The following is a 26,560-nucleotide window of genomic DNA, read 5'->3' as shown; positions in this document are numbered from 1 at the left end:
TTTTTCCGCTTGGACTGGCCAATGTTTTTCATTGTTCAAAAAAGCCAGGCAATGCCTGTTGCCAGCATGATTGCCCAGGCGGCCCACAGCACTCCGGGTCGCCAGGGTTGCAATACACAGGGCGTGTCGAGTTCAAGCGGGGCGCGATAGCGTTCTACTGCGACACGACGGAAAACCCCGATCCGTTTGCTTGCCGGCTTGGTTGGCGTTGGCCGATTCACTGCTTCATGCGACATGTTTCCCCTCCTGGCGACTTTCGGCACGTAATTGTTCGATCAAGCCTTGCTGGGTTGCCAGCATTTGCGGCGCACCTTGCCAGGCCAGGCGGCCTTTTTCCAGGATGAATACCTGATCGGCCAGCGCAATGGCGCTTTCCCGGTGGGTGACTAGAACACAGGTAATGCCCAAGGTGCGGAGTTGGTCAATCAGCGCGGCCTGAATGTCTTCCGGAAGGGCATTGGTCGCTTCGTCGAGAATCAGTAATGCCGGCTTGCGGATCAGTTGGCGCGCAATCAACAGCCGCTGTTCCTGCCCGGTGGAAATCTTGTTGCCTTCGACAATACTCTGCATGCCCATCGGCATCGCCTGAATGTCGTCACTCAGCATCACCTGCGCAGCAGCGCACCAGACTTCTTCCAGGCTGACCGGGGCAAGACCGGCAATCTGGTTGCGTAGCGTACTGGCGCTGGCAATACCGTCGTGCTGGCGCACTACCCCGAATTGTTCGCGCCAGTGCAGCAGATCGAGTTCATTCAGGCATTGTCCGCCGTACAGGACGTTTCCACGGTCTGGGGTTTCGAAACCGAGCAGCAGGCGTAGCAAGGTGGACTTTCCGCTGCCGGAAGGTCCGGCGATGACGACAATCTGGCCCGGCGGGATGCTGAGCGAGACGTTTTCGATGACCGGCAGGCCGCTGTCCGGATAGCCAAAATAGACCTTGCGCAACTCGATGGGGGCTGGGGCGTGTTTGATGCGAAGCCCTTGTGTTTCAAGTGGCGCGGCCATGATTTGCCGGGTATGTGGCAATAATTCCCTGGCCAGAAGCCAGCCGGCAACGCTGCTGCCCAATTCGAGCGCTGCATGCAGCATCGACCAGAGGACAAGGCTGCTGACGATCAATGTTACTTGGCTGACTTCGTGCACATGAAGCAACAGAAGCAGCCAGCCAGCGATGCCGAACCAGGGATAAATATCCTCCAGAAGTTCCTGCAGGCTATCTGTCCGACGTATGCTCTGGGCTTGCCGGGTATTCTTGTCGTGCCGGGCCTGCCATGCAGCCAGTGCGGCATCGGCTGCGCCGAGCAGGCGCAGTCGGGCGAAGTTGCCGAGAATGTCGGAAAGCAGGCGGCGGCTTCCTACTCGCTGCATCAGTTGTTGCCGACGCGTGGATTCCGTTTGTCGCGCCAGCAGGATGGGGATCAATACGGCCGGAACGGTGAGCGTCAGGGCTGCCGGCAACAGCCGCGCATCGAGCCATAGCAGGCTGCCTGCGGCAGCCACTAGCGTTCCGGCGTCGAGCAGCTTGCGCAGCGGCGCTTCGCGCAGGCGGTCGAGCAAGCGGGGAATGCCGGCCAGTCCGAGGGCCAGTTGCTCCTGCCCGGTATAACGGAAAAAAGCCGGTCGGATGCGGATGAGGCGCTGGGCGAGTTCATTGCCGACGAAGGATTCGAGTCGGGAGTCGAAGCGCAGCAGGGCGATATGTCGGGCCAGTTCGAGCAAGCCGCTGGCGATCGTCAAAAACAACAGACTGGTGATCAGTTTCAGGCTCTGGATGTTTTGTGTGTCGGGAGTGGAGAGCAAACCCAGCAAGACCAGGGGTGGCAGAAGGGCAAATGCCCAGAGTCCGGTGCTGGCCAGCAATGCCCGGTATAGCTCGGCACGCGCGCTGTCCACGGCACGATACAACCAGCCCAGCGGGCGCTTGTCGGAGAGATTGGCCGCGGGATAGAGACAAAATGCTTCCGGCAACAGGGTGTCGGCGGGTGCTTCCAGAGCTGCGATTTGTTCGGGAAACAGGGTTTCTGCCAGGCAGGTCTGGTGCTTGAACACGATGATCGGCCCGAGGTCTTGTTGCCATAGTCGGCGTTCGTCGATCCGTATGCGGCGCACGTACATCCCGTTTGCCCTGGCCAGGCGGCGCAATGTCGGAACGATGCGCCAGTTTTCGGCAAATGCCTCGCGTTCAGTCGCAAGGACCGATTGTCCATGATGGATGGCGATTTTTTGGCAGGCGTCCTGCAGTGCAGCGTCTTGCTCGGGGTTCAGCATGAGGCTGTCCAGCCCTGAATTCTCCTGCTGCACCGCTTGTCGGGCATGGTGATCAATCGTTGCGCGGTCAACTGCCGCTGGAAGGGTTTTTTCGCTGTCGAAACTGCTGATCTCCCCGGCTTCAATGTGCAGGACGCGGTCGCAGGCCGCCAGCGTGGATGTGCGCTGACTGATCACGATCAGGGTGCAGCCGCGGCGCCGGATATTGGCGCGAATGCGGGCTTCCAGTTGCGGGTCGAGTGCATCTGTCGCTTCATCCAGCACCAGCAGCGCCGGGTTGCGCAACAAGGCGCGGGCGATTTCGAGTCGCTGGCGTTGGCCGCCGCTGAAGTTTCGGCCATGTACAGCGATCGGGGTGTCGAGTCCGAGTGGTCGGGCTGCGATCACATCGTCGATACAGGCATCGCGCAGGGCTTCATAGATCGCGCTATCGCTGATCGTGCTTTGCCAAAGACACAGGTTTTCGCGCACCGTGCCGGTGAAGAAAAAATCATTTTTACCCACCCATGCCGCTGCTGCATCACCGCCGATACGGATTTGCCCTGTCTGTACTTTGTGCAGGCCACCCAGCAAGCCGCCCAGCGTCGACTTGCCGCTACCGGAGGGGCCGCTGATGCCGACTTGTTCGCCGGCTTGAATCGTCAGATTCAAATCCTTGAGGAAGGGCGGTTTGGTCTCGGTATAGCCAAAGCTGACGGCGTTCAGGCGTACCGCGCCGGGGGGCATTGTGCTGTCGTTGCGTGCAGGTGCCGGGCTTGCCGGCGGATGGAGATGGACATCTTCGACATGCAGCAGGCGTAAATGCAGCGCATCCAGTTTTCGTCGGGTTTTAAGCCAGCGCTGCATTTCCGGAAGCAGGCCAAGTGCCAGCAGGCAAACTGCCAGCCAGCCGCCAAGGCTCAGTTGATCGGCTCGCCAGGCCAGCCAGCCCGAGCCGACGGCGGTCAGAGGCAGGCCAATTTGCAGCATGCGGTTTGCCGCCGCAATTGCCGCACGGGCGATGCCAGCCTGTTGGTAAAGTTTCTGCTTGATTGCCGAACTGCCCAGGCGGGCAATGACGTAATCCTCCGCCATGCCGGCCTGCTTGAACGATTCGATGCTGTCGAGGCTATCCAGCAGGGAGGAAAAGTCCCGTTCGGATTCCTCGCCAAGCTGGCGTTCGGTACTGTTTTTCCAATGCAGCAGAGTGCCCAGAAACAAGGCAAAAAAAGCGCCGCAAAGGGTCAGTGTAAATCCGCTGGATGGTGCGATGACCCATGCGGCAACGAGCAGGACAAAGACTTGCGGCAGATTGATCAGGGCGGGCAGCAATTCGCGGCAAATGCTTTGTGCCGCGGCGTCGCCCGAGTGAATCACGGCGTGCAACTGGGCGGGCAGACGATAGGCAAAGAAGGTGTCGGGCAGCGCCAGCATTTTTCGCAGCATGCTCGAGGTTTCGGTGCTGCCGATCTGCGATTGCAATTTGTCGAGCAGTGCAAGCTGGAGTGAGTTCAGTAGCAAGCGTCCGGCCAGTGCGCCGAGTAGCCACGGCCATGCCGTAGATGCGTCGAGATGCCCGTCCAGCATCATTTGTGCCGTGCTGGCAACGATCAGCAGGGGGGCTGCCAGTAACAGTCCGGAGATGGCCATCAGACCGAACAGGCCCAAGAGATGCGGCACGTTTTGTCGGAGGCGGCGGCTCAAGCTGAGCAGCGGGGAGGCTGGTGCCGGTTTGGGTTGGAATTCTGCCAGCGGGCGAAAGCCGAGCACGATGCCGGTGAATCGGCGTTCGAATTCTTCGCGCGAGATTTCGCTGCGGCCGACTGCCGGATCATTGAGTAGCACCTGGCTCTCCGTCATGCCTTCAATGACGACAAAGTGAATGAAGTTCATGTGCGCGACCAGCGGGAGCGGCAAATTCTCCAGGTTATCGGGCTCCCGGCTCCAGGCTTTTGCTTCCAGACCGAAGTATCGGGCTGTGCGTACCATGTCCGCGGCAGTCATGCAGTCCCGGGAAACGCCGCTGATCCGGCGTATTTCGTCCATTGGCACGCTGCGGCCATGGTGGGCCAGGATCATGGCCAGTGTTGCGACGCCGCATTCCGTGGTCTGGAATTGCAGGCGGGTCGGGACACGTATTCGCCGACGCGTGGATTTCAGCAGATCCATCATGGTGTTTTGTATTGTTCAATGTGCACGGGGGCGGTACGGCTTGGCACCGGGGAGGGAGTGTCGCACAGTGTTGCGGTAATGCATGGTGGATAACGCAAAAATGGCATTGTGGTGATGCGTGAATCATTCCTGAAATGCCTTGACTGTCATCCGCTCGGGGAGAATGATCGGAGCTTTCCTGGATCGGCGGCCTATGTCCTTACTTAATCTCCGTATCCGCGGGTTGGTGCAGGGCGTCGGTTTCCGTCCCTACGTCTGGCGGCTGGCCAGCGAACTGGGTTTGACCGGCTGGGTGCGCAACGATGGGGCGGGCGTGACGATTGCGGTCGACGGGCAAAAACTGCCTGAATTCCTGGCCCGTTTACCCAGGGAAATCCCGCCGCTGGCCCGCATCGACGCGATTGAAACTGGCACCGCGCCGGACGGGCCATGGACTGCGCCAGCCGGATTCAGCATTCTCGACAGCCTGCCGGGTAGCGCACGCACCGCGATTGGCCCCGATGCGGCGATCTGCGTCGATTGTGTCGAAAACATCTTTGATCCGGCGGATCGCCGCTGGCGCTACGCTTTTACCACCTGCACGCACTGTGGCCCGCGTTATAGCGTTAGCCGGGGAATTCCTTACGACAGGGCGCAGACCAGCCTGCTGCCCTTCCCGTTGTGCCCCGCTTGTGCCACCGAATACGCTGCGCCGGTCGACCGGCGTTTTCATGCCGAAACCACCTGCTGCCCGGCTTGTGGTCCGCAGTTGCGCTTGCTCGATGCGGCCGGTTCTGCGGTCGACGGCGATCCTTTGGCCGAAACGCTGGCCCTGCTGCGCGCCGGAAAAATCGTCGCGATCAAGGGGCTGGGCGGTTTTCATCTGGCCTGCGATGCCAAAAATGCACGCGCTGTCGGCGAATTGCGCGAGCGCAAAGCCCGTGAGACCAAACCCTTTGCCGTGATGGGCCTGAATGCCGCGTCGTTCAGCGCTTGGGCACAAATCGGCTCGCCCGAACTGGCTTTGCTGCATTCGCCAGCGGCGCCCATCGTGCTCTGCCCGAAAGGTGATAACGAACTTCCAGAAGTCGCGCCGGGACTGGCCTGGCTGGGCGTCATGTTGCCAGCGACGCCGCTGCATCTGCTGCTCTGGCACGAGGCCGCCGGGAGACCGGCCGGCACTGCCTGGATGGCGGCGGCGAACGACATGCTGCTGGTGATGACCAGCGCCAATCCCGCCGGTGAACCGCTGGTGATCGACAACGATGAAGCATTGGATCGGCTGGCCGGCATTGCCGATGCCTGGCTGCTGCATGACCGGGATATCGTCGTGCGCAGCGACGATTCGGTCGTCCGGGCGGCGAGCGAAACCCTGCCGGCGCTGTTCATTCGCCGGGCGCGCGGCTATGCGCCCTTGCCCATTGCGCTGCGCGACGACGGGCCAGCCGTGCTGGCGCTGGGCGGCTACCTGAAAAATACGCTGTGCGTGATGCGCGGCCGGCAGGCATTTTTGTCGCAGCACATCGGCAGTCTCAACAATGTGCCTACGCTGGCTTTTCTCGAAGAAGTGACGGCGCATCTGCTGAAGGTGCTGGAAGTACGCCCGGATTTGATCGCTCACGACCTGCATCCGGATTATCCCTCTACGCAAATGGCGTTGCGGCTGGCTGATGCGCTGGGTGTGCCAGCCGTTGCAGTGGCACATCATCACGCACATATTGCGGCGATTTGCGCCGAACATGGCGTCAATGAGCCGGTTATTGGCTTGGCGCTTGATGGCACAGGCCTGGGGCCGGATGGCGGGAGCTGGGGCGGCGAACTGCTTCGGGTCGATGGTGCTGCATGCCGGCGGCTGGGCCATCTGCAGCCTCTGGCACTGCCCGGCGGCGACCGGGCGGCCCGTGACCCCTGGCGCATGGCGGTATCGGCGCTGTATGCGGCCGGTCTGGGCTATCGCGTTGCGCCCTGGTTGCAGCAGCACTACCCGCAGCACGACGGCCGTTCCATCTTGACCATGCTGGAGCGCAAGCTGCGCAGTCCACCCACTTCCAGTCTCGGACGCTGGTTCGATGCGGCGGCTGGCTTGCTGGGTGTGCGCGACACCAATCATTACGAGGGGCAGGCGGCGATGGAACTGGAAAGCCTGGCCGCGCGTCACGGCCCGGTGGCGCCGCTGGTTGGCGGCTATCGTATCGACCCGGCGACCGGCAATCTCGACTGTTCCCCGCTGGTCTTGGCTTTGCTCGATTGCCGCGACCGGGCGCAAGGCGCCGCGCTGTTTCACGCTACCTTGGCCGCTGGACTGGCAAATTGGGTGATTTCTGCGGTCGACCGCGAAAAAATCAGCAAAATAGCGATTGCTGGCGGTTGCGCGATGAATTCGGTGTTGCTGCACGCGCTGCATCGTCACTTTGCCCAAGCGGGGCTGGAACTTTTGTCGGCGCGGCAGGCGCCACCCAACGATGGCGGCTTGGCCCTCGGGCAAGCCTGGGTGGCGCGATGCGGTGCCGCTGCTGCATAGTTATACGAGTTGTTGAATGCGCCAAGGATTGAGTGAAATGAATACGGAACAAATTTATCAGGACAATCCGGCACCGCTACTGCTCGCCATGTACCGGCGTTTGGCGCAAGTGCCGATGGCGGGATGTGGCGTTAAAAACCCGGTTTTGAGCGTCGATATTGCCGGTTTTCGTCGTTATCGTGGCGATTGGCTGGGGGCGGTCGTGACGCCTTGGTTTGTCCGGCTATTCCTGCTGCCGGGCGGCGGTGAGTTGTGGCAGGCGCCGGGGAATGAAGCGCCGGCGGGCAAACCGCTGCGTGTCGAGTTTCCGGCGGGTGATCTTGAATTTCTCGCCGAATCTAATCCGGACGCCGAGGTGCCGGCTTTTTTCTGGTGCCCGGTATTCGCGTCGGTCGAGCGGATTGGCTCGCAGGATGAGGCGCTGACCCTGGCGATGGAGGCGTTCAACAGCCTTTTCAATCCGCCGCCACCCGCCGAAGTGCTTGATGTCCCCGAGGTCACCGAGCGCAGCAAGGCACCGGTCGACCGGCGGGGTTTCCTGCGCCGCTTGGTCGGTCGGGGCTAGGCGCTACTGGGGATGTTGACGGTGAATTCTTCGAACATGCCGCGATCTGGCGGCTTTAACCGATAAAGGAAATTCCATGTGTCTGGCCATTCCCGCGCAGGTCGTTGAATTGCGCGACAACGACTGTGCCGTGGTCGACCTGGCCGGCGTGCGCAAGGAAATTTCGTTGTCGCTGGTTGAGGATGTCGCCGTTGGCGATTATGTGATCGTTCATGTTGGCTACGCGCTGAGCAAGCTGGATACGGACGAGGCGCTGAAAACCCTGGCGCTGTTCGCCGAAATGGGAGAATTCGGGGGCCAGCTCGATGGCCAACTTGACGACCCATCGATGCTGCATTGATGAAATACATCGACGAATTTCGCGACGGCGAACTGGCCCAAAAAATTGCCGCCGGTATCCGGGCCGACGTGCAGCCAGGTCGGCAATATCATTTCATGGAATTTTGCGGCGGTCATACGCATGCCATTTCGCGTTATGGCGTCAGTGATCTGCTGCCTGAAAACATCCGGATGATCCACGGCCCGGGCTGCCCGGTCTGCGTGTTGCCGATAGGCCGGGTCGATCAGGCGATTCGTCTGGTGCGCGAGGCCGGCGTGATCTTGTGCACCTACGGCGACTGTTTGCGCGTGCCGGCTTCCGGCGGGCTGTCCTTGATGAAAGCCAAGGCCGGCGTTGGGAATTCCGGCGGCGATGTGCGCATGGTGTATTCCACCGCCGATGCCGTCGCCTTGGCGCAGAAGCATCCGGATCGGCAGGTCGTTTTCTTTGCCATCGGTTTCGAAACCACCACCCCGCCGACTGCCGTGGCGATCCGCCAGGCGGCGGCGCTGGGCTTGAAGAATTTTTCCGTGCTGTGCTGCCATGTGCTGACGCCAGCCGCCATGATCGGCATTCTCGAATCGCCCGAGGTCCGTGCCGGGCAGAGCGTGCCGCTCGATGGCTTCGTTGGTCCGGCGCATGTTTCGACCATTATTGGCAGTCGACCGTACGAATTCTGTGCTGACGATTACAAGAAACCGGTGGTCATCGCCGGTTTCGAGCCGCTCGACGTGATGCAGGCGATCCGCATGCTGGTTCGCCAGGTCAATGACGCTCGGGCCGAGGTGGAGAATGAGTTTTCGCGTGCCGTCAGCCGCGACGGCAACCTGAAGGCGCAGCAACTGGTGCGCGACGTATTTACCCTGCGCGATTCGTTCGAATGGCGTGGACTGGGCGTACTTCCCGACTCGGCCTTGCGCATTCGCGAGCAGTTCGCCGAATTTGATGCTGAAAAGCGTTTTTCCGTCGACTATGTGCCGGTGCCCGATCACAAGGCCTGCGAATGCGCGGCGATCCTGCGCGGCGTGAAACGGCCGCAGGACTGCAAGATATTCGCTACCGCGTGCACCCCGGAAAATCCGGTCGGCTCGTGCATGGTCTCGTCGGAAGGCGCCTGTGCCGCGCACTACACTTATGGACGTTACAAGGATGTCTGATCCGGCTTCGCGCAAACCCAGTTCACGTAAAACCTATGGCCGCCCGCTGGACATCAAGAACGGCCACGTCGATATGGCGCACGGTGCCGGTGGTCGGGCGATGGCGCAATTGATCGATGAGCTGTTTGCCCGCTATCTGGGCAATGAATATCTGGCGCAGGGCGATGACGGTGCGTCATTGCCCTTGCCCCCGTCTTTGCCCGGAGTTGGTGCCGGCCGGCTGGTCATGGCGACCGATGCGCATGTTGTCTCGCCGCTGTTCTTTCCTGGTGGCGACATCGGTTGTCTGGCGGTGCATGGCACGATCAATGACGTGGCGGTGATGGGCGCCAAGCCCCTGTATCTTTCGGCGGCCTTCATCATCGAAGAAGGGCTGAAACTCGCCGATCTGGCGCGCATCGTGCAAAGTATGGCAGCGGCGGCCAAGGCAGCCGGGGTGCCGGTGGTGACTGGCGATACCAAGGTGGTCGAGCGCGGCAAAGGTGATGGCGTGTTCATCACGACGACGGGGGTCGGTGTCGTGCCGCCGGGGCGTGAATTGTCCGGGCGTCTGGCCCGGCCGGGTGATGTGATTTTGCTGTCCGGGACGCTGGGTGACCACGGCATGGCGATCATGGCGGAACGTGAAAGCCTGGGTTTTGACGCGCCGATTGTTTCCGATACGGCGGCGTTGCACGAGTTGATCGAAGCGATGTTGGCAACTGGCGCCGATTTGCGCGTGCTGCGCGATCCGACGCGCGGCGGCCTGGCCACCACGCTGAATGAAATCGCCCAGCAGTCCGGCGTCGGCATGATGTTGCAGGAGAAGGCTTTGCCGGTACGTCCGGCGGTCAATGCGGCTTGCGAGTTGCTCGGGCTGGACCCGCTTTATGTCGCCAACGAGGGGAAAGTGGTGGCGATCTGCGCGGAAAACGATGCGGAAATGCTGTTGACCGCAATGCGCCAGCATCCGCTGGCCCGGGACGCTGCGCGTATCGGCACGGTGCATGCCGACCCACAGCATTTTGTTCAGATGACCACCGCCTTGGGCGGGCGGCGCATCGTGGACTGGCTGAGCGGTGAGCAACTGCCGCGCATCTGTTAGATCGGCTTAGTGGCGGAGCGCGACGACCAGGCTACGCACGTCGCCAACTTCCAGCAGTACCAGTTCCCGGGCATCGGCCAGGCTATCGGCGTTGCGGATATGGAACAGATCGCGTTTCCCGTCGGGATAGCGTACGGCGGCCACGTATTCCGGACGGACATGAGCAATGGGTTTTGTGGTGAGTAACTGGCGCTGGCTTGCGGTCATGATGCATTCTCCCCTGTGTGTTTTTTGTATCCTAATCAAAGCCAAGGCTTTGAAAAATATAGCCAAGGTAATAGCTCCGCATGAATGGCAAGGGGATTGGCGCCAAACCCTTTTGGTTACGTGGTTAATCAATTTTGTTGCATTTGAAAAAACCCGAATGGCATGTCCGCGTTATTCATCGGGCACATTGCCAATATCGGTGTGGGCGTTAGAATCCATTCATCTGAATCCTGCCGGGGCTCCCATGTCGGAAAATCTGATCCTGCGTCCGCTGGAGCGCGAAGATTTGCGTTTTGTCCATGAGCTGGACAACAACGAAAGCGTCATGCACTACTGGTTTGAAGAGCCTTACGAGGCTTTTGTCGAGCTGGCCGATTTGTACGACAAGCATATCCACGACCAGAGCGAACGTCGTTTTGTCGCAGAGGGTGGTGGAGAGCGCGTCGGTTTGGTCGAGTTGGTCGAGATCAACCACATTCACCGTCGTGCCGAGTTCCAGATCATCATCGCGCCGGCCCATCAGGGCAAGGGGCACGCTACGGTGGCAACGCAATTGGCCATGGACTACGCGTTCACGGTGCTTAATTTGTACAAGTTATCGCTGATTGTCGATTGCGAGAATGAACGTGCCGTGCATGTCTATACGAAGTTGGGGTTTCGCGAGGAGGGCCGATTGCGTCACGAGTTTTTCGTCGATGGCGAATATCGGGATGTATTACGCATGGCAGTGTTTCAGCCGGAATACCTGGCTCGGCGCAAGGCCAGGTTGTCGGGCGGAGTCTGTGCTGCCTGAGCGGATGGCAATTACTGCCGTCCGCTCCCCTTTTGCCGTTCGATCAGAATCCGATCTTGCGGCTACGTCCGCTCCGTGCCTGTTCGAAATCATTCGCTTCAAGCCAGTTGCGGCCATCCAGCTTGGCCGTACCGAAGGCGTTGAGCAGGCGCTTTTTCATGTCGCGCGGCGGCAGTGATGCCAGGCGCTCCAGCACATTTTCCCCGGCTTCCGGCGGGAATCCCCAGTCGTGTTCGCTGACACAGTCGCGGTATAAGGCAGCGGCGATGGATAGTGAGGCATCACGGTCGGGACGTGGCACTTCGTAGACGTTCATCCGGTTGAGGATGGGGGCCGGGATGCTGCGTTCGTCGTTGGCCGTCGTCACCCACAGGATGTGCGAGGCGTCGATGTCGATATCGACAAATTCATCCTTGAAGGCTTTCGCCGTGTCATGTTCGAGCAGGCTGTACAACGCACCCATCGGGTCGTAGCGGGAATCGCCGCCGGCTTTGTCGATTTCATCGAGCACCACGATGGGGTTGGCGTAGTCGCCATGCACCAAAGTGTGCGCAACCTTGCCCGGCTTGGCATTGTTCCACTGGGCGGATGCCCCGGAGAGTATCCATCCTGCGGTCAACGCGCTCATTGAGACAAATTCGTGGCCGGTGCCCAGGCGCGCTGCCAGTTCGCGGGCGAAGTGGGTTTTGCCGATGCCCGGTTCGCCGAGCAGCAGGATAGGCGTGAACTGCATTGGTTCGTTGCCGGCAACGGAGAGCGCCAGGTGTTTCTTCAGGTCGTCAATGACCTCGCCGAAGTTCGGGCAACTGTCGTAGAGCTCGTCGATCATGTCCGTACCGCTTGGGCGAATCAGGAAGCGGCCACCGCCGCGTTGCTTCATCTTTTCGTACAGCGCGGCCAGCGCTTCGTTGCGGTTGCCTGCAGCATCCTCAAGGGCGCGGTCAATATCGGCCACGTCATAGATACTACGTTCTTCGGCGACTGAGAGTCGGATGTCGGTGTATGCCATGATGACTTCCTCCTGTGCTGCTTGCCACGATTAACGGTAGCCCGACGACCTGGGTACGGTGTCGGGGCTACCTTCATCAAAGCATTTCCCGTTCCTGCTGCTTGCAGGCTTTCGTTCAGGGCATCCAGAACGAGGCTTTTTGCTCAATCTGTATTGCCGGATCGGCAGCGTCGATGACGCGAAAGAGGATCGGGTGCGATCCGCTGCCGATGCTGCCCGGTTCGGCCTGGATGGTCAGAGCGATTTCCTGCATGCCGGCGGCCGGCACGTTGGCAAGATCGTTGCCGAGAACGCGAATGCCGGGGAGGCCGCTAACTTCGATACGGAAGTGTCTAGCCTGTTCGCTGGCATTGGTTAGGTGCATCCGGAACGAATTTTCGATGGCGCCATTGTCGCCTTCGCGATAAAGCACAGCCCGCTCCTTCTCGATGCCGATTTTGAGTGGTATGCGGGTAGCGATGGACCAGGCGCTGGCGCCGCTGATGATCAACAGGGCAGCAAGATAGAGCATGGGGCGCAGGCGAAAGGTGCGGCGTACGATTTCCTGGCGGGCAAATCCCTGTTCGACCGCATTTTCGGTTGAGTAGCGGATCAGGCCGCGTGGGTAGTTCATTTTGTCCATGACCTGATCGCACGCATCGATACAGGCGGCGCAGCCGATGCACTCAAGCTGCAGCCCGTCGCGGATGTCGATGCCGGTTGGGCAGACCTGGACGCAGATGCTGCAATCGATACAATCGCCTAGTCCAGTTGCGCGCGGGTCGGTATTTTTCGGGCGACTGCCCCGGGTTTCGCCACGTTGTGCATCGTAGGCGACAATCAATGTGTCGCGATCGAACATGACGAACTGGAACTGCGCATAGGGGCAGATGTACTTGCACATGTGCTCGCGCAGGAAGCCAGCCATGCCGTAGGTGGCGCCGCCGTAGAACAGGATCCAGAAAATTTCCCAGGCGCCGGTGCCTGCGTTGCTCAGGCCGCTGAGCAGATCGCGGATCGGCGTGAAATAGCCGACGAAGGTAAGGCCCGTCCAGAGCGAGATGGCTAGCCAGATGCCGTGTTTCAGCGTCTTTTTAGCCACTTTTTTGCCGGAGTTTGGTGCGGCATCAAGTTTGATGCGTTGCGGGCGGTCGCCTTCGATCCATCTTTCCACCCACAAGAAAATCTCGGTATAAACCGTTTGCGGACAGCTATAACCACACCACAGGCGACCGGCAACGGCTGTGAACAGGAAGAGTGCCAGTGCCGATATTAATAGCAGGATGGTCAGGTAAATGGTGTCCTGGGGCCACAGAACCAGATCGAACAGATAAAAACGGCGTTGCTCCAAGTCGAACAATACTGCTTGGCGACCATTCCAGGGGAGCCAGCAAAGCCCGTAAAAGACAATCTGGGTCAGCCAGACGAAGGCCACGCGCCAGCTGTTGAACAGCCCGCGGATGGTGCGTGGATAGACTTTGACGTTGGGGTCGGATACCGGTTTGATCTCGATGATCCGCTGGGCAGAGGATTGTTTTACCATGGTGTCCGAAGGGCTTTTTCGCTTTGTTTAACATGTATAATTTTTGCATCTTATGGTAACAATGAATCTCCTCCCAGGGCAATCGCCCATTGCGACTCGATGCGGCTGAGCAGTTTTTCCGACTACAGTCTGCGCGTGCTCATGTTCCTTGGGGTGCATGCTGACCGGCTTGTGACGATTGGTGAAATCGCCGAGGCCTATGGTATTTCGGGTAATCACCTGACCAAGGTAGTGCATCATCTTGGTCGCCTTGCGTATATCGAGACGGTGCGTGGCAAGGGGGGGGGCATCCGTCTCGGCAAGGCGGCAGCCGAAATTCGTTTGGGCGAGCTTATCCGGCAGACCGAGAATGATTGGGTGCTGGTTGAGTGTTTTGCGACCGCCGGCAATTGCCAGATCAATGGTGCCTGCCGCTTGCCGCCCATTCTCGATGAGGCGCTGACAGCGATGTTTGCGGTATTGGATCGTTATACCCTGGCAGACTTGCTGTTTCAGCAGGCTGATCTGGGGCAGATGATTCCTTTGCGCGATGCAGCACGGCTGACCTGACGGGCAGGCATCGGTAAATTCATACAATCGCCGGGCAACGGGTCGAACTGTCGCGATTTCCTGAAATATTTCGGGCCGTATTTATCTTCGGCTAACTGTTCGACTGTCAGGTGTGTCTGGAAAATTGCGTACCGATACTCCATAATTCATAATTACACACCCTGTTTTTTATCTTTGGAGTAACCTACAGGGTTTTCCCCAACCTGACAGCCGAGGATTTTCCGTGGAAAAGGATTTGCGCGAAGCCGCACTCGAATACCATCGCTGGCCCACGCCAGGCAAGATTTCCGTCCGCCCGACCAAGGGCTTGACCAACCAGCGCGATCTGGCGCTGGCCTACTCGCCCGGCGTCGCCGCCGCCTGCGATGCCATCGTCGAAGATCCAGCCACCGCCGCCTGGTACACCTCGCGCGCCAATCTGGTCGGCGTCGTCACCAACGGCACCGCCGTGCTCGGCCTCGGCAATATTGGCCCGCTGGCCTCGAAGCCGGTGATGGAAGGCAAGGGCTGCCTGTTCAAGAAGTTTGCTGGCATCGACGTGTTCGACATCGAACTGGCCGAGAACGATCCGGACAAGCTGATCGACATGATTGCCGCGCTGGAGCCGACGCTCGGTGGCATCAACCTCGAAGACATCAAGGCGCCGGAATGCTTCTACATCGAGCAGAAGCTGAAGGAACGGATGAATATTCCCGTCTTTCACGATGACCAGCACGGTACCGCGATCATTTCCGGCGCTGCGATGTTGAATGGCCTGAAAGTGGTCGACAAGAAAATCGACCAGGTCAAGGTCGTTGTCTCCGGCGCCGGTGCTGCCGCCATTTCCTGCGTGAACCTGTGGTGCGATCTCGGCGTCAAGCGCGAGAACATCACCATTTGCGACTCGAAGGGCGTCATCTACGTCGGCCGTCCGGGCGGCATGGACGAAACCAAGGCGCGCTACGCGCAGGAAACCGACAAGCGCACGTTGGCTGACGCGATGGTTGGCGCCGATATTTTCCTCGGTCTGTCTGCTGCTGGTGTGGTCAACCAAGACATGGTCAAGAGCATGGCTGCCAAGCCGATGGTTTTTGCGCTGGCCAACCCGACGCCGGAAATCATGCCGGAACTGGTCAAGGAAGTGCGCCCGGACGCGATCATCGCCACCGGCCGTTCCGACTATGTGAACCAGGTCAACAACGTGCTGTGCTTCCCCTTCATCTTCCGTGGCGCACTCGACGTTGGCGCGACGCGCATCACCGAAGAAATGAAGATGGCCTCGGTGCGCGCCATCGCCGAACTGGCCGAAGCTGAAGTGACCGATGAAGTGGCCATGGCCTATCCGGGTGCCGATTTGTCTTTCGGGCCGGAATACCTGATTCCGAAGCCGTTCGATCCGCGTCTGATCGTCAAGATCGCGCCGGCTGTCGCCCAAGCGGCAATGGATTCCGGTGTTGCTACCCGTCCGATCACCGACTGGGCAGCCTACCGCGCCAAACTGTCCGAATTCGTCTATCACACGGGCGTTGGCATGCGCGCCATTTTCCAGGCGGCGCGTCAGGCCCAAGGCAAACGCATCATTTATGCCGAGGGTGAGGACGAGCGCGTGTTGCGCGCTGCGCAGGTCGTGATCGAAGAAAAATTTGCCCGGCCGATACTGGTGGGGCGTCCGGCGGTCATCGAGCACCGTCTGGAAAAAGCCAAGCTGCGCATCAAGCCGGGTGTCGATTTCGACATCGTCAATCCGGAGTCTGATGAACGTTACCGTGAGTGCTGGACGGCGTATCACAAGCTGATGGTTCGGCGTGGCGTGACCCCGGCCATCGCCAAGGAAGCCCTGCATCGCAAACCGACGGTCATTGCCGCCATGCTGCTGAAGCTGGGTTATGCGGATGGGCTGATCTGCGGCATGACCGGGCAATACGGCCACCATCTGGGTGTGATCAATCAGGTCATTGGCAAGCGTCCTGGGGTCAACACGCTGGCGGCAATGAATTACTTGATGCTGCCGGGCCGTTCCTTGTTCATCTGCGATACGCATGTGAATGAGAACCCGAGCGCCGAGGAAATTGCTGAAATGACCTTGATGGCGGCCGAGCAGGTCAAGCGCTTTGGCAGCCATCCAAAGGCCGCCCTGCTGTCGCACTCCAACTTTGGTTCCGGCTCATCCGAGTCGGCACGCAAGATGAGCGTTGCGGCCGGGCTGGTTTCCGCGATGTCGGCCGGTGAACTGGAGATTGACGGGGAAATGCACGGCGATTCGGCGTTGAGCGAAGAGGTTCGTCGCGAAGCCAATCCGGATTCGCCGCTCAATGGCGAAGCCAATCTGCTGGTGATGCCGAATATCGACGCCGCCAATATTTCCTACAATCTGTTGAAGATGACTAGCGGAGAGGGCGTGACGATTGGCCCCATCCTGCTCGGCGCAGCCCGTCCGGTGCATGTCTTGACGTCTACGGCAACGGTGCGCCGTCTGGTCAACATGACGGCGCTGGCTGTTGTCGAGTCGATGGAGCGCTGAGCGGCACGCTTGCTTCGTGCAGAACCCTGAAACCCCGCCGGCGCGGGGTTTTTATTTTCCGTCGAGCAGAACGCGCAGATCGGCGGCAATCGGTTCGAGCAGGGCGTTTTCGGCGAAGGTCAGGCGTAACTGACCTTTCGGGTCAATGACGTAGGCGCCGGCGCTGTGATCGATGACGTAACCCATGCCGCCTTCAACGGCTTGCTTGCTGTAAATGACCTTGAATTGCTGGGCAACGTCGGCAATCTGCTGTGTATTTCCCGATAGTCCGATAAAGCTCTTGTTGAACCATTTGACGTAGGTATCGGTATGCGCCGGCGTGTCGCGTTCCGGGTCTACGGTAATGAACAGGACTTGAATCTTTTCACTTTCCTGGTTGCGCAGGGTGCGCATCAGGCTGGCGTATTTGCGTAGCGTGCCGGGGCAGATGTCGGGGCAACTGGTGTAGCCGAACAAGACAATCAGGACTTTGCCGCGAAATTCCTCGAAATTTCGCGGTCGACCGCTGTTATCGAGCAAATTTGCGCTCGGAAAGATTTTGCCGGCTGAGAGGTCCGTGTTGCGAAACTCGGGATTTGCGCCGTCGCCAGCGCAGCCAATCAGGCTGATGGCTGACAGCGTGGTGATGAATTCGCGACGATTCATTTGCCCAGTCTTTCAAGCAGAAGGTTATGGATGCCGGCAAAGCCGCCGTTACTCATGACCAGGATGTGGTCGCCGGGGTGTGCTGCATCAACGATGGCACTGACCAGGCCTGCAATGTCGTCGTGGACGCAGGCCCGTTCGCCCATGGGGGCGAGTGCTTCGCGCGCATCCCAGCCCAATTGCCCAGCGTAACAGAAGGTGGCATCAGCGGCACTCAGACTATCCGGGAGCTGGGATTTCATCGTACCCAGCTTCATGGTGTTCGAGCGTGGTTCGAGGACGGCCAGGATGCGTGCATCACCGACCTTGCGCCGCAGGCCGTCGACGGTGGTCGCAATGGCCGTTGGGTGGTGGGCGAAATCGTCGTACACAGTGATGCCGTCAACCATGCCGCGCACTTCCATCCGGCGTTTGACATTGCTGAAATTGGCCAGCGCTTCCAGTCCTTTGTCGAAAGGCACGCCAACATGGCGGGCAGCAAGCAAGGCCGCGCAGGCATTGGCCCGGTTGTGTGCACCGGAGAGTTGCCAGATGCAGCGGCCGATCTCGCCGCCCGGGCCGTGCAGGATGAGTTCTCCTGTCGTGTCGTCGCCCGTCATGCGATAGCCGGCCGAGTCGTTGAAATGCTCGACCGGCGTCCAGCAGCCTCGGCTTAAAACTCGCCCAAGACTGGCTTCCTCCGCATTGGCAACGATTAGTCCGGATTGCGGCAGGGTGCGTATCAGATGGTGAAATTGGGTCTCGATAGCTGCCAGATCGGCGAAAATATCAGCATGATCGAATTCAAGATTGTTCAGGATGACGGTCCGCGGGTGGTAGTGAACGAATTTCGATCGCTTGTCGCAGAAGGCAGTGTCGTATTCGTCGGCTTCGATCACGAAGAATGGTGTGTCGCCCAGGCGGGCCGAGACGCCGAAATTGAGTGGCACGCCGCCAATCAGGAAACCGGGCGACATGTTGGCATCTTCGAGAATCCAGGCCAGCATCGAGCTCGTTGTCGTCTTCCCGTGGGTGCCGGCCACACCAAGCACCCAACGGCCTTGCAGTACATTTTCTGCCAGCCACTGCGGGCCGGAGACATAGGGCAGGCCCTTGTCGAGAACGGCTTCGAGTAGCGGGTTGCCGCGTGAAACGGCATTGCCGATGACGAAGATGTCGGGGTTCAGTGCCAGTTGTTCCTGATCGAAGCCTTCGATCAGTTCGATGCCGGCCTGACGCAACTGGTCGCTCATCGGCGGGTAAACGTTGGCGTCGCAGCCGGTGACTCGGTGGCCGGAAGCGACAGCCAGTTGGGCGATGCCCCCCATGAAGGTGCCGCAGATGCCGAGAATATGAATGTGCATGTCACGTACTGTGGTTAGAATGAACTGGATTCTACCCTGAGCAAGACATCATGCCTCGCCACGAAAAACAGCGCCCGGGAGTTGGTACGCGGTCCGCCATCGCCGCTGCGGCGGCCCGTCTGATGGCTGAAGACGGTATCAGTGATTATTATCAAGCCAAGAAAAAAGCGGCTCGTCATCTGGGGTTGGGCGAACATGTCGCCTTTCCCGATAACGCCGAGGTTGAAGCCGAATTGCGGGCATATCGCAGCCTGTATCAGGGCGAGGAGCATGCCGAGTTGTTGGCTGCCATGCGTCATACGGCGCTTGAGCTACTCGACTTGCTGGCAGCATTCAACCCTTACCTGACCGGCTCGGTGCTGGATGGCACGGCGGGCGAACATTCACACATTGACATCCTGCTTTTTGCCGACAGCGCGAAAGAAGTTGAAATATTCCTGCTCAATCGCGGTATCGATGTGACGCATGCCGAGCCGCGTAGCGATAAGGTTGAGGCAGTTTTGCAGATTGAAACCGACACGGCAGATGCCAGCCTGATTATCCTGGCGCCACACATGGAACGGGTGAGCCTGAAGCACCGGGACGGAAGAGTTCGTGCACGCATCCGGGCGGCTGAGCTACGTCTTGCATTGAATGAGTAGACTGGACAAGTTGCGGCGATTTGCGGCAAACTCGCAGCTATGACGAAGCGAAAAACTGCTTCCAAGTCGACAGATAAACCTCGCATCCTGGTGGTGCATGGGCCAAATCTGAATCTGCTTGGTACTCGCGAACCGGAGCACTACGGCTCGGTAACATTGGCCGATATCAACCTTGCGCTGGCGCGCATGGCGGATAGTGTCGGGGTCGAGCTGGAAGCCTTTCAAAGCAATCACGAAGGTGCGCTGATCGAGCGCATCCATGCAGCACGTGAGCAAGGGGTGCGCGCCATCATCATCAATCCGGCGGCTTATACGCATACCAGCGTGGCGCTGCGCGATGCGCTGGCGGCGGTGGCTATCCCCTTTGTCGAAGTGCATCTGTCGAATGTTCATGCCCGGGAGCCTTTCCGGCATCACTCGTATTTCTCGGACCTGGCCATCGGTGTCATCTGCGGTCTGGGGCATGAGGGCTATCGTCTGGCCCTCGAATACCTGCTCAACAAAATAAATCTGGATCAATAAGCGACTGTTGTCGTGATCATGCACGTAATGTGCGCGAAAATTTAAGGAGTTAACATGGATCTGCGCAAGCTCAAGAAACTTATCGATCTCGTTCAGGAGTCCGGCATTTCGGAACTGGAAGTGACTGAGGGCGAGGAAAAGGTCCGTATCGCCAAGCATTACGCGCCAGTTGGCGTGCCGATGCAGCAATATGCCATGCCGGCACCTGCGCCACAGGGCGCACCGGCTGTTTCTACGGTCAACCTCGATGAAGAGGATGATTTGCCCGAAGGTCACGTCGTCAAGTCGCCGATGGTCGGTACCTTCTATCGTTCTCCGTCGCCCGGTGCCGATGCCTTTGTACAGATCGGCCAGTCGGTGAAGCAGGGTGAAACCCTTTGCATCATCGAAGCCATGAAATTGCTGAATGAAATCGAAGCCGATGCGACCGGTGTGATCAAGGCCATCCTGCTCGATAACGGTGAGCCGGTTGAATTTGGTGAACCGTTGTTCGTGATCGGCTGAGCGGCCAGTCATGTTTGAAAAAATACTGATCGCTAATCGCGGTGAAATTGCCCTGCGTATTCAGCGCGCCTGCCGCGAGCTTGGCATCAAGACGGTTGTGGTGCATTCCGAGGCTGATAGTGATGCCAAGTACGTCAAGCTAGCCGACGAGTCGGTTTGTATTGGTCCTGCATCATCTGCCCAGAGCTATCTGAACGTTCCGGCGATCATCGCTGCAGCGGAAGTCACCGACGCCGAGGCAATCCACCCCGGTTACGGTTTTCTGTCGGAAAACGCCGATTTTGCTGAGCGCGTTGAAACCTCAGGTTTTGTCTTCATCGGGCCACGGGCAGAAACCATCCGCCTGATGGGCGACAAGGTCTCTGCTAAAGATGCCATGAAGATTGCCGGTGTGCCGTGCGTGCCGGGTTCTGAGGGCGCCTTGCCGGAAGATCCCAAGGAGATCGTGCGCATTGCCCGTGCCGTCGGTTATCCGGTGATCATCAAGGCGGCTGGCGGTGGTGGTGGACGCGGCATGCGCGTCGTGCATACCGAGGCGGCGCTGCTCAATGCGGTACAGATGACGCGTCAGGAAGCTGGCCAGTTCTTTGGTAATCCTGCGGTCTACATGGAAAAATTCCTGGAAAACCCACGCCACGTGGAAATCCAGGTACTGGCGGATCAGCATAAAAGTGCCATTTATCTGGGCGAACGCGATTGCTCGATGCAGCGTCGGCACCAGAAAGTTGTCGAGGAGGCGCCAGCCCCCCATATTCCGCCCCGACTGATTGCCCGCATTGGCGAGCGTTGTGCCGAAGCCTGCCGCAAGATCGGTTATCGCGGTGCCGGGACGTTTGAATTCCTGTATGAAAACAATGAGTTCTACTTCATTGAAATGAATACACGAGTCCAGGTCGAGCATCCGGTCACCGAGATGATTACCGGGGTCGACATCGTGCAGGAGCAAATTCGCGTTGCTGCCGGTGAAAAGCTGCGCTACCGTCAAAAGGATATTGTGCTGCGTGGGCATGCCATCGAATGCCGCATCAACGCCGAAGATCCCTTCACGTTCGTGCCATCTCCCGGCAAGATCGAGTTTTATCATCCGCCGGGTGGTCCGGGGATTCGCGTTGATTCGCACATCTACCAGGGTTACCGGGTACCGTCGCATTACGACTCCATGGTCGCCAAGGTGATTTCCTATGGCGATACCCGCGAGCAGGCCATTCGTCGTATGCGCATTGCGCTGTCAGAAATGAGCATTCAGGGAATCAAGACCAATATCGCCCTGCATCAGGAACTGATGCTTGATGCCCGCTTCAATGAAGGCGGCACCAGCATTCACTATCTGGAACACATGCTGGCTGAAAAGAGCGAGGTCAAGAAATAAGCATGGCCTGGCAAAACGTCAGTTTTCTTACCGATGCGGCAAAGGCCGATCCGATTTGCGATGCGCTGATCGAGATTGGTGCCTTGTCGGCGAGCATCGAGGACGCCGATGCGGGAACACCCGACGAGCAGCCGCAGTTTGGTGAGCCGGGGTCGGTCAATACGCCGGGTTGGACCCATTCGCGAGTGGTAGCGCTGTTCGAACCGGATGCCGATGTTGCCGCCATGTTGGCCGCGGCTGCCGAGCAGCTTGGCCTGCCCGAGGTGCCGACTTTTACGGTCGACGCGGTGGAAGAACAGAATTGGGTGCAACTGACTCAGTCGCAATTCGATCCGATCCGGGTTTCCGGCCGCTTGTGGATTGTGCCTTCATGGCATGAATCCCCCGATCCCGCAGCCATCAACCTGATTCTCGATCCGGGCATGGCGTTTGGTACCGGTTCGCATCCAACGACCCGACTTTGCCTCGAGTGGCTGGAACGCACCGTGAAGCCCGGTGATAGCGTACTCGACTATGGTTGTGGCTCGGGCATTCTGGCCATTGCTGCAGCAAAGCTTGGGGCTGCTCGGGTGGCGGGGGTCGATATCGATCCGCAAGCCGTCGAAGCAGCGAATGCCAATGCCGAACGCAATGCAGTCAGTGCTGAATTTTCAGATTCGGCGGCACCGCTGGCTGGTGAGTACGATGTCGTGGTCGCCAATATCCTGTCAAATCCCTTGCGTGTTCTGGCTGCGGCCATCTGCGCTCATGTGCGTTCCGGTGGATCGCTCGCCTTGTCCGGTATCTTGCGCGAACAGGCCGACGAGATCATCGCTGTTTACGCACCCTGGATTGCCCTTGAGGTAGCCGATGTGCGCGAGGACTGGGTATGTCTGAGCGGGCGCCGAGCCTGAGTCGCGCCCGTTGCCCGGGTTGTGGCACGGTTTTCCGTGTCACTTCCGAGCAACTGCGGCTGAAGGCCGGCAAGGTTCGTTGCGGTCAGTGTCAGAAGGTTTTCAATGCTTTTGAACATCTGCAGATGGACGCCATTGCCTCGCCCGCCGAGGTGGCGCCGCTGGATGCCGAAATGAATGTCAGTTTGTCTGCAGCTTCATCGCTCAGGCAAGCTGAAGCTGTTCTAGCGTTGCCGGAGGAGCCTGCTTCGGAATTGATCGATCTGCAAAATCAGACGATAGTTCCCGAACCCGAACCCGAACCCGAACCCGAGCCCGAGCCCGAGCCCGAGCCAGAGCCAGAGCCAGAGCCAGAGCCAGAGCCAGAGCCAGAGCCAGAGCCAGAGCCAGAGCCAGAGCCAGAGCCAGAGCCAGAGCCAGAGCCAGAGCCAGCGGCAAATGGTTTGGTGTCGTCTGCTGTCGAGGCTCACCTGTCTGAGCCTGTTCCGCCGCTTGCAGCGGAGCATGAAACACCGGAAGAAAGCACGCAGGCTGCACGTGAAGCCGGGCTGGTTGCCGTTCGTGAACTGAACGATGCGGCCAATTTCAATCGCTGGTCGGCGGGGGCGCTGGCCAGCAACGGCCTGGACGACTTTGGCGGTTCGTCGTCCAAAGTGCTTTTATGGCCTTACCTGGTTTTTCTTGGTCTGTTGTTGCTCGCATTGTTCGGGCAGTTGTCCCATCACTACCGCAGCGAAATTGTTTTGCGTTTACCTGTGCTGGCTGGCGTTTATGGCATGTTTGGCGTTGATGTTCCCTTGCCGAAAGACGAGGCGCTGGTTTCCATCGAAACCTCCGATCTCCAGCTGGATAGCGGGCGCGGCCTGTTTGTGCTGAACGCGACCTTGAAAAACCGGGCGCCCTTCGCTCAGGCTTGGCCGAGTCTCGAGCTGACGCTGACCGACGTCAATGACCGGGTGGTCGCCCGCCGGGTCATTGCTGCCAACGACTATCTTCCGTCCGATGCCCCAGGTAGCGCCTTTGCTGCCAATGCCGATATGGCTGTTCGCTTGTGGATTGAAGCGTCGGGTATCGGTGCTGCGGGATATCGCCTTTATATTTTCTATCCCTGACCGAATATGACCACTCTGATTTGCGGTTCGCTCGCCTTCGACAACATCATGGTTTTTCCGGACCGATTCAAGAATCATATTCTGCCGGAACAGATTCATATCCTGAATGTTGCCTTTCTCGTGCCGGAAATGCGCCGCGAATTCGGCGGTTGTGCCGGCAACATCGCCTATAACCTGATGTTGCTCGGCGGGCAGCCGGAAATCATGGCAACAGTCGGTGACGATGCGCAGCCTTATCTGGATCGCCTGGACAAGCTTGGTCTCTCGCGCAGTCATGTGCGACAGGTGCCCGGCAGCTTTACCGCGCAAGCATTTATTACCACCGATCTGGACGATAACCAGATCACGGCCTTCCATCCGGGGGCCATGGGTTTTTCCCATTTGAACAAGGTTGACCGCGCCAATGCGCAACTTGGTATTGTGGCACCCGATGGACGTGAGGGAATGATGCAACATGCGCGGGATTTCGCTGCCGCCGGCGTGCCGTTCATCTTCGATCCGGGTCAGGGTTTGCCGATGTTCAGCGGCGACGATCTGCTCGACTTCATGAAGCTGGCGGACTATGCCTGTTTTAACGATTACGAGGCCAAACTGGCTTGTGATCGTACGGGGCATAGCCTCGAACAACTGGCCGCTGAGGTCAGGGCGCTGATTGTTACGCGGGGGGCTGAAGGCTCCGAGATTTTTGTGCAGGGCGAACGTCTCCATATTCCTTGTGTCGAACCCGATGCGATCCTTGATCCGACAGGTTGCGGCGATGCTTATCGGGCCGGTCTGCTCTATGGTTTGGCCAATAGCTTTGATTGGCCGACTACCGGGCGGCTTGCTTCGGTGATGGGAGCCATCAAGATTGCCCATCGCGGCGGGCAGAATCATCAGCCGAGCCGTGAGGAAATTGCCGTTCGCTATCAACGCGCTTTTGGCGCATTGCCCTGGTAAAAATTGATGCGTTCCTTTGTTCTGCTGCTTTCAGTCGTGTTGCTGGCCGGTTGTGCTTCGGGTCAGTCGGGTGACGTTTATTCCCGCGATCAGGCACGGCGGGAAATGTCGGTGCGTAAAGGCGTTGTCGAATCCGTGCGTGTCGTTAGCGTGGAGGGTACGAAAACCGGGCTGGGCGGTATCTCCGGCGCGGCGATCGGTGGCATTGCCGGCAGTAACCTGGGGGGCGGTAAGGGGCAGATCGTTGGTGCCATTATCGGTGTAGTGGCGGGCAGTCTGGCTGGTGGCGCCATCGAGGAAAATGTGACCAAGAAGCAGGCGCTGGAAATTACGGTTGAACTGGAAGGGGGGAAAACTGTGGTCATCGTTCAGGATGCACAGCCCGGAGAGTTTCGAGCCGGCGATCACGTTCGCCTGGTTTCCGGCGGCGGTGAAACACGCGTTACCCGTTGAAACCCGGTAGTAAAAATCAGGCAATAAGCGTGTAACAAGGCTTCGGCATGCTGTTTTCCGTCAACAAAACGGAGAACGTGCATGGAACATGTCCATACCTGGGGCGCACTGCGTAGTCGTCCGGACCCCAAAAATCTGACGGTCAGTCTGGCTTGCCATAATGGCGAAGTGCTGGAGGCGCAGCGTTTGCGCCATCGTATTTTCGCTGGCGAGATGGGGGCCAATTTGCCGAGCCGAACGCCTGGGGTCGATCACGATATTTATGATCCCTATTGCGAGCACCTGATCGTGCGTGATCGGCAAAGCGATGAAGTGGTTGGTACCTATCGTATCCTTGGTCCGGACAATGCGCGACTGATCGGTTATTACTCGGAAAACGAGTTCGATCTGACACGTTTGCAGCACCTGCGGTCGCGTATGGTTGAAATCGGTCGTTCCTGTGTTCATCCGGATTACCGAAGCGGGGCAACGATTGGCCTGCTCTGGTCGGGATTGGCGGCCTACATGGTCGAGCGCGGTCACGATTACCTGATTGGCTGTGCATCGGTCAGCATGGCGGATGGCGGCCATGCGGCGGCCAGTCTGTATAATCGTCTAGCTGTGGATCATCTGGGGCCGCAGGAGTATCGGGTTTTTCCGCGCTGTCCGTTGCCACTGGCTGCCCTGCAGCAGGATCGTCCGGCCGATGTGCCGCCGTTGATCAAGGGTTACCTGCGTGCCGGGGCCTGGATTTGCGGTCAACCGGCCTGGGATCCCGATTTCAACACGGCCGATTTGCCCATCCTGTTACCGATGGCCAAGCTTTCCGGCCGCTACGCCAAACACTATCTGGGATAAGTCAGCCTGAACGAAACCAATTTTCTTGTTCGCCTCTTTCGCCTGTCGTGGCTGAGCTTGCTGATTTTCGGCGGCGCGCTTGTTTCATTGCTGCTTGTTCCCTTATGCTGCGAACGCTACAGAATTGCGCTACGCCAGCATTGGGCACAAGCCGCGCTCGGTGCCCTCGGCATCAGAATCGAAGCCGATCTAGCGCATTTGGCGCCGGGTGTTCTGGTGGTAGCAAATCATGTGTCCTGGGTTGATATTCTGGTGATCAATGCGGCGATGCCTGCCGCTTTTGTCGCCAAAGAGGAACTCCGTCACTGGCCATTGATTGGCTGGCTGGCAGAAAAAAACGACACCGTATTTCTCCGGCGCGGCAGTCGTGGGCATGCAAAAATCATCAATCGACAGATTGCCGACTTGCTGGGCAAGGGAAAGCGGGTCGCGGTATTTCCCGAGGGAACGACGACAGATGGGCGTAGTTTGCTGCATTTTCATGCGGCATTGATTCAGCCGGCCCTGGCGGTTGGCCGGCCGGTACTGCCGCTGGCGATTTCCTACTGGGAGCCGAACGGAGAGCGTAGTCTGGCGCCGCGTTACGATGGGGATATTTCGCTGGGCCAATGTACCAAGGCCATTCTGCAGCGTCGTCGCATCATCGCCAGGCTGGTCAGTACGCCGCTGCGTGGCTTG

At 59.1% G+C, this 26,560-nt stretch carries 24 protein-coding genes and 1 pseudogene; 18 read left to right on the top strand and 7 right to left on the bottom strand.

Annotation, left to right across the window (positions count from 1 at the left end; all coding sequences use genetic code 11):
• Positions 1–35: 35 nt before the first annotated feature.
• Both RCI20_RS01910 and RCI20_RS01905 read right to left on the bottom strand, forming a co-directional pair.
• Positions 36–236: a hypothetical protein gene (locus tag RCI20_RS01910; RefSeq protein ID WP_306602811.1), complete on the bottom strand. Its 201-nt coding sequence runs from the start codon at positions 234–236 to the stop codon at positions 36–38.
• The gene (locus RCI20_RS01905; protein WP_306602810.1) at positions 226–4,419 is read right to left on the bottom strand and encodes an ATP-binding cassette domain-containing protein; all 4,194 of its coding nucleotides are present in this window, start codon (positions 4,417–4,419) and stop codon (positions 226–228) included. Before RCI20_RS01905 ends, RCI20_RS01910 begins: the two co-directional genes overlap by 11 nt.
• Positions 4,420–4,612: 193 nt before the next feature.
• On the opposite strand from RCI20_RS01905, the gene hypF reads away from it, so the two are divergent.
• From hypF to hypE, 5 genes are all read left to right on the top strand, one after another.
• Entirely contained in the window at positions 4,613–6,919 is a 2,307-nt protein-coding gene (gene hypF / locus RCI20_RS01900; RefSeq protein WP_306602809.1) for a carbamoyltransferase HypF, read from the top strand.
• A 37-nt stretch (positions 6,920–6,956) separates the two neighbouring features.
• Positions 6,957–7,484: a [NiFe]-hydrogenase assembly chaperone HybE gene (hybE, locus tag RCI20_RS01895; RefSeq protein WP_306602808.1), complete on the top strand. Its 528-nt coding sequence runs from the start codon at positions 6,957–6,959 to the stop codon at positions 7,482–7,484.
• A gap of 76 nt (positions 7,485–7,560) precedes the next feature.
• Positions 7,561–7,824 (top strand): HypC/HybG/HupF family hydrogenase formation chaperone, encoded by a 264-nt coding sequence (locus RCI20_RS01890; protein ID WP_306602807.1) that lies wholly within the window; start codon positions 7,561–7,563, stop codon positions 7,822–7,824.
• On the top strand, positions 7,824–8,960 hold the full coding sequence (hypD, locus tag RCI20_RS01885) for a hydrogenase formation protein HypD (RefSeq protein ID WP_306602806.1): 1,137 nt from the start codon (positions 7,824–7,826) through the stop codon (positions 8,958–8,960). The genes RCI20_RS01890 and hypD overlap by 1 nt, the downstream gene beginning before the upstream one ends.
• Complete coding sequence (hypE, locus tag RCI20_RS01880; RefSeq protein WP_306602805.1) at positions 8,953–10,044, top strand: hydrogenase expression/formation protein HypE; 1,092 nt, start codon at positions 8,953–8,955, stop codon at positions 10,042–10,044. Before hypD ends, hypE begins: the two co-directional genes overlap by 8 nt.
• A gap of 6 nt (positions 10,045–10,050) precedes the next feature.
• Here hypE and RCI20_RS01875 read toward each other — a convergent pair whose 3' ends face one another.
• On the bottom strand, positions 10,051–10,251 hold the full coding sequence (locus RCI20_RS01875) for a hypothetical protein (RefSeq protein ID WP_306602804.1): 201 nt from the start codon (positions 10,249–10,251) through the stop codon (positions 10,051–10,053).
• 244 nt (positions 10,252–10,495) lie between these two features.
• Between RCI20_RS01875 and speG the strand changes: the two genes are divergently transcribed.
• The gene (gene speG, locus RCI20_RS01870; RefSeq protein WP_306602803.1) at positions 10,496–11,044 is read left to right on the top strand and encodes a spermidine N1-acetyltransferase; all 549 of its coding nucleotides are present in this window, start codon (positions 10,496–10,498) and stop codon (positions 11,042–11,044) included.
• A 43-nt stretch (positions 11,045–11,087) separates the two neighbouring features.
• Here speG and RCI20_RS01865 read toward each other — a convergent pair whose 3' ends face one another.
• Both RCI20_RS01865 and ccoG read right to left on the bottom strand, forming a co-directional pair.
• On the bottom strand, positions 11,088–12,053 hold the full coding sequence (locus RCI20_RS01865; protein WP_306602802.1) for an AAA family ATPase: 966 nt from the start codon (positions 12,051–12,053) through the stop codon (positions 11,088–11,090).
• 115 nt (positions 12,054–12,168) lie between these two features.
• Entirely contained in the window at positions 12,169–13,575 is a 1,407-nt protein-coding gene (gene ccoG, locus RCI20_RS01860) for a cytochrome c oxidase accessory protein CcoG (protein WP_306602801.1), read from the bottom strand.
• Between the two features lie 99 nt (positions 13,576–13,674).
• On the opposite strand from ccoG, the gene RCI20_RS01855 reads away from it, so the two are divergent.
• Together RCI20_RS01855 and RCI20_RS01850 are read left to right on the top strand one after the other, a co-directional pair.
• The gene (locus RCI20_RS01855; protein ID WP_306602800.1) at positions 13,675–14,124 is read left to right on the top strand and encodes an Rrf2 family transcriptional regulator; all 450 of its coding nucleotides are present in this window, start codon (positions 13,675–13,677) and stop codon (positions 14,122–14,124) included.
• Between the two features lie 223 nt (positions 14,125–14,347).
• Positions 14,348–16,624 (top strand): NADP-dependent malic enzyme, encoded by a 2,277-nt coding sequence (locus RCI20_RS01850; RefSeq protein WP_306602799.1) that lies wholly within the window; start codon positions 14,348–14,350, stop codon positions 16,622–16,624.
• A 51-nt stretch (positions 16,625–16,675) separates the two neighbouring features.
• Here the strand turns inward: RCI20_RS01850 and RCI20_RS01845 are convergent, their stop codons facing one another.
• Entirely contained in the window at positions 16,676–17,269 is a 594-nt protein-coding gene (locus RCI20_RS01845; RefSeq protein ID WP_306602797.1) for an SCO family protein, read from the bottom strand.
• The gene (gene mpl / locus RCI20_RS01840; RefSeq protein WP_306602796.1) at positions 17,266–18,612 is read right to left on the bottom strand and encodes a UDP-N-acetylmuramate:L-alanyl-gamma-D-glutamyl-meso-diaminopimelate ligase; all 1,347 of its coding nucleotides are present in this window, start codon (positions 18,610–18,612) and stop codon (positions 17,266–17,268) included. The genes RCI20_RS01845 and mpl overlap by 4 nt, the downstream gene beginning before the upstream one ends.
• A gap of 50 nt (positions 18,613–18,662) precedes the next feature.
• On the opposite strand from mpl, the gene RCI20_RS01835 reads away from it, so the two are divergent.
• The 10 genes and pseudogenes from RCI20_RS01835 to RCI20_RS01790 all read left to right on the top strand — a co-directional run.
• Positions 18,663–19,253: a hypothetical protein gene (locus RCI20_RS01835; RefSeq protein ID WP_306602795.1), complete on the top strand. Its 591-nt coding sequence runs from the start codon at positions 18,663–18,665 to the stop codon at positions 19,251–19,253.
• Between the two features lie 39 nt (positions 19,254–19,292).
• Positions 19,293–19,775: a type II 3-dehydroquinate dehydratase gene (aroQ, locus tag RCI20_RS01830; RefSeq protein WP_306602794.1), complete on the top strand. Its 483-nt coding sequence runs from the start codon at positions 19,293–19,295 to the stop codon at positions 19,773–19,775.
• Between the two features lie 54 nt (positions 19,776–19,829).
• Complete coding sequence (gene accB / locus RCI20_RS01825) at positions 19,830–20,279, top strand: acetyl-CoA carboxylase biotin carboxyl carrier protein (protein WP_306602793.1); 450 nt, start codon at positions 19,830–19,832, stop codon at positions 20,277–20,279.
• 10 nt (positions 20,280–20,289) lie between these two features.
• Positions 20,290–21,648: an acetyl-CoA carboxylase biotin carboxylase subunit gene (gene accC / locus RCI20_RS01820; protein ID WP_306602791.1), complete on the top strand. Its 1,359-nt coding sequence runs from the start codon at positions 20,290–20,292 to the stop codon at positions 21,646–21,648.
• 2 nt (positions 21,649–21,650) lie between these two features.
• The gene (gene prmA / locus RCI20_RS01815; RefSeq protein ID WP_306602790.1) at positions 21,651–22,541 is read left to right on the top strand and encodes a 50S ribosomal protein L11 methyltransferase; all 891 of its coding nucleotides are present in this window, start codon (positions 21,651–21,653) and stop codon (positions 22,539–22,541) included.
• On the top strand, positions 22,517–23,653 hold the full coding sequence (locus RCI20_RS01810) for a DUF3426 domain-containing protein (protein WP_306602789.1): 1,137 nt from the start codon (positions 22,517–22,519) through the stop codon (positions 23,651–23,653). Before prmA ends, RCI20_RS01810 begins: the two co-directional genes overlap by 25 nt.
• Before the next feature lie 6 nt (positions 23,654–23,659).
• Positions 23,660–24,592: a carbohydrate kinase family protein gene (locus tag RCI20_RS01805; protein ID WP_306602788.1), complete on the top strand. Its 933-nt coding sequence runs from the start codon at positions 23,660–23,662 to the stop codon at positions 24,590–24,592.
• Positions 24,593–24,598: 6 nt separating this feature from the next.
• Complete coding sequence (locus RCI20_RS01800) at positions 24,599–25,045, top strand: glycine zipper 2TM domain-containing protein (RefSeq protein WP_306602787.1); 447 nt, start codon at positions 24,599–24,601, stop codon at positions 25,043–25,045.
• Between the two features lie 81 nt (positions 25,046–25,126).
• Complete coding sequence (locus tag RCI20_RS01795) at positions 25,127–25,882, top strand: GNAT family N-acetyltransferase (protein WP_306602786.1); 756 nt, start codon at positions 25,127–25,129, stop codon at positions 25,880–25,882.
• Positions 25,883–26,098: 216 nt separating this feature from the next.
• A pseudogene (locus RCI20_RS01790) lies at positions 26,099–26,413 on the top strand (lysophospholipid acyltransferase family protein); the annotation flags it as partial.
• Positions 26,414–26,560: the final 147 nt, after the last annotated feature.

It is taken from the genome of Azonexus sp., assembly GCF_030824335.1.
Classification (GTDB): domain Bacteria; phylum Pseudomonadota; class Gammaproteobacteria; order Burkholderiales; family Rhodocyclaceae; genus Azonexus.
This window is presented reverse-complemented; position numbering and strand designations above follow the sequence as displayed.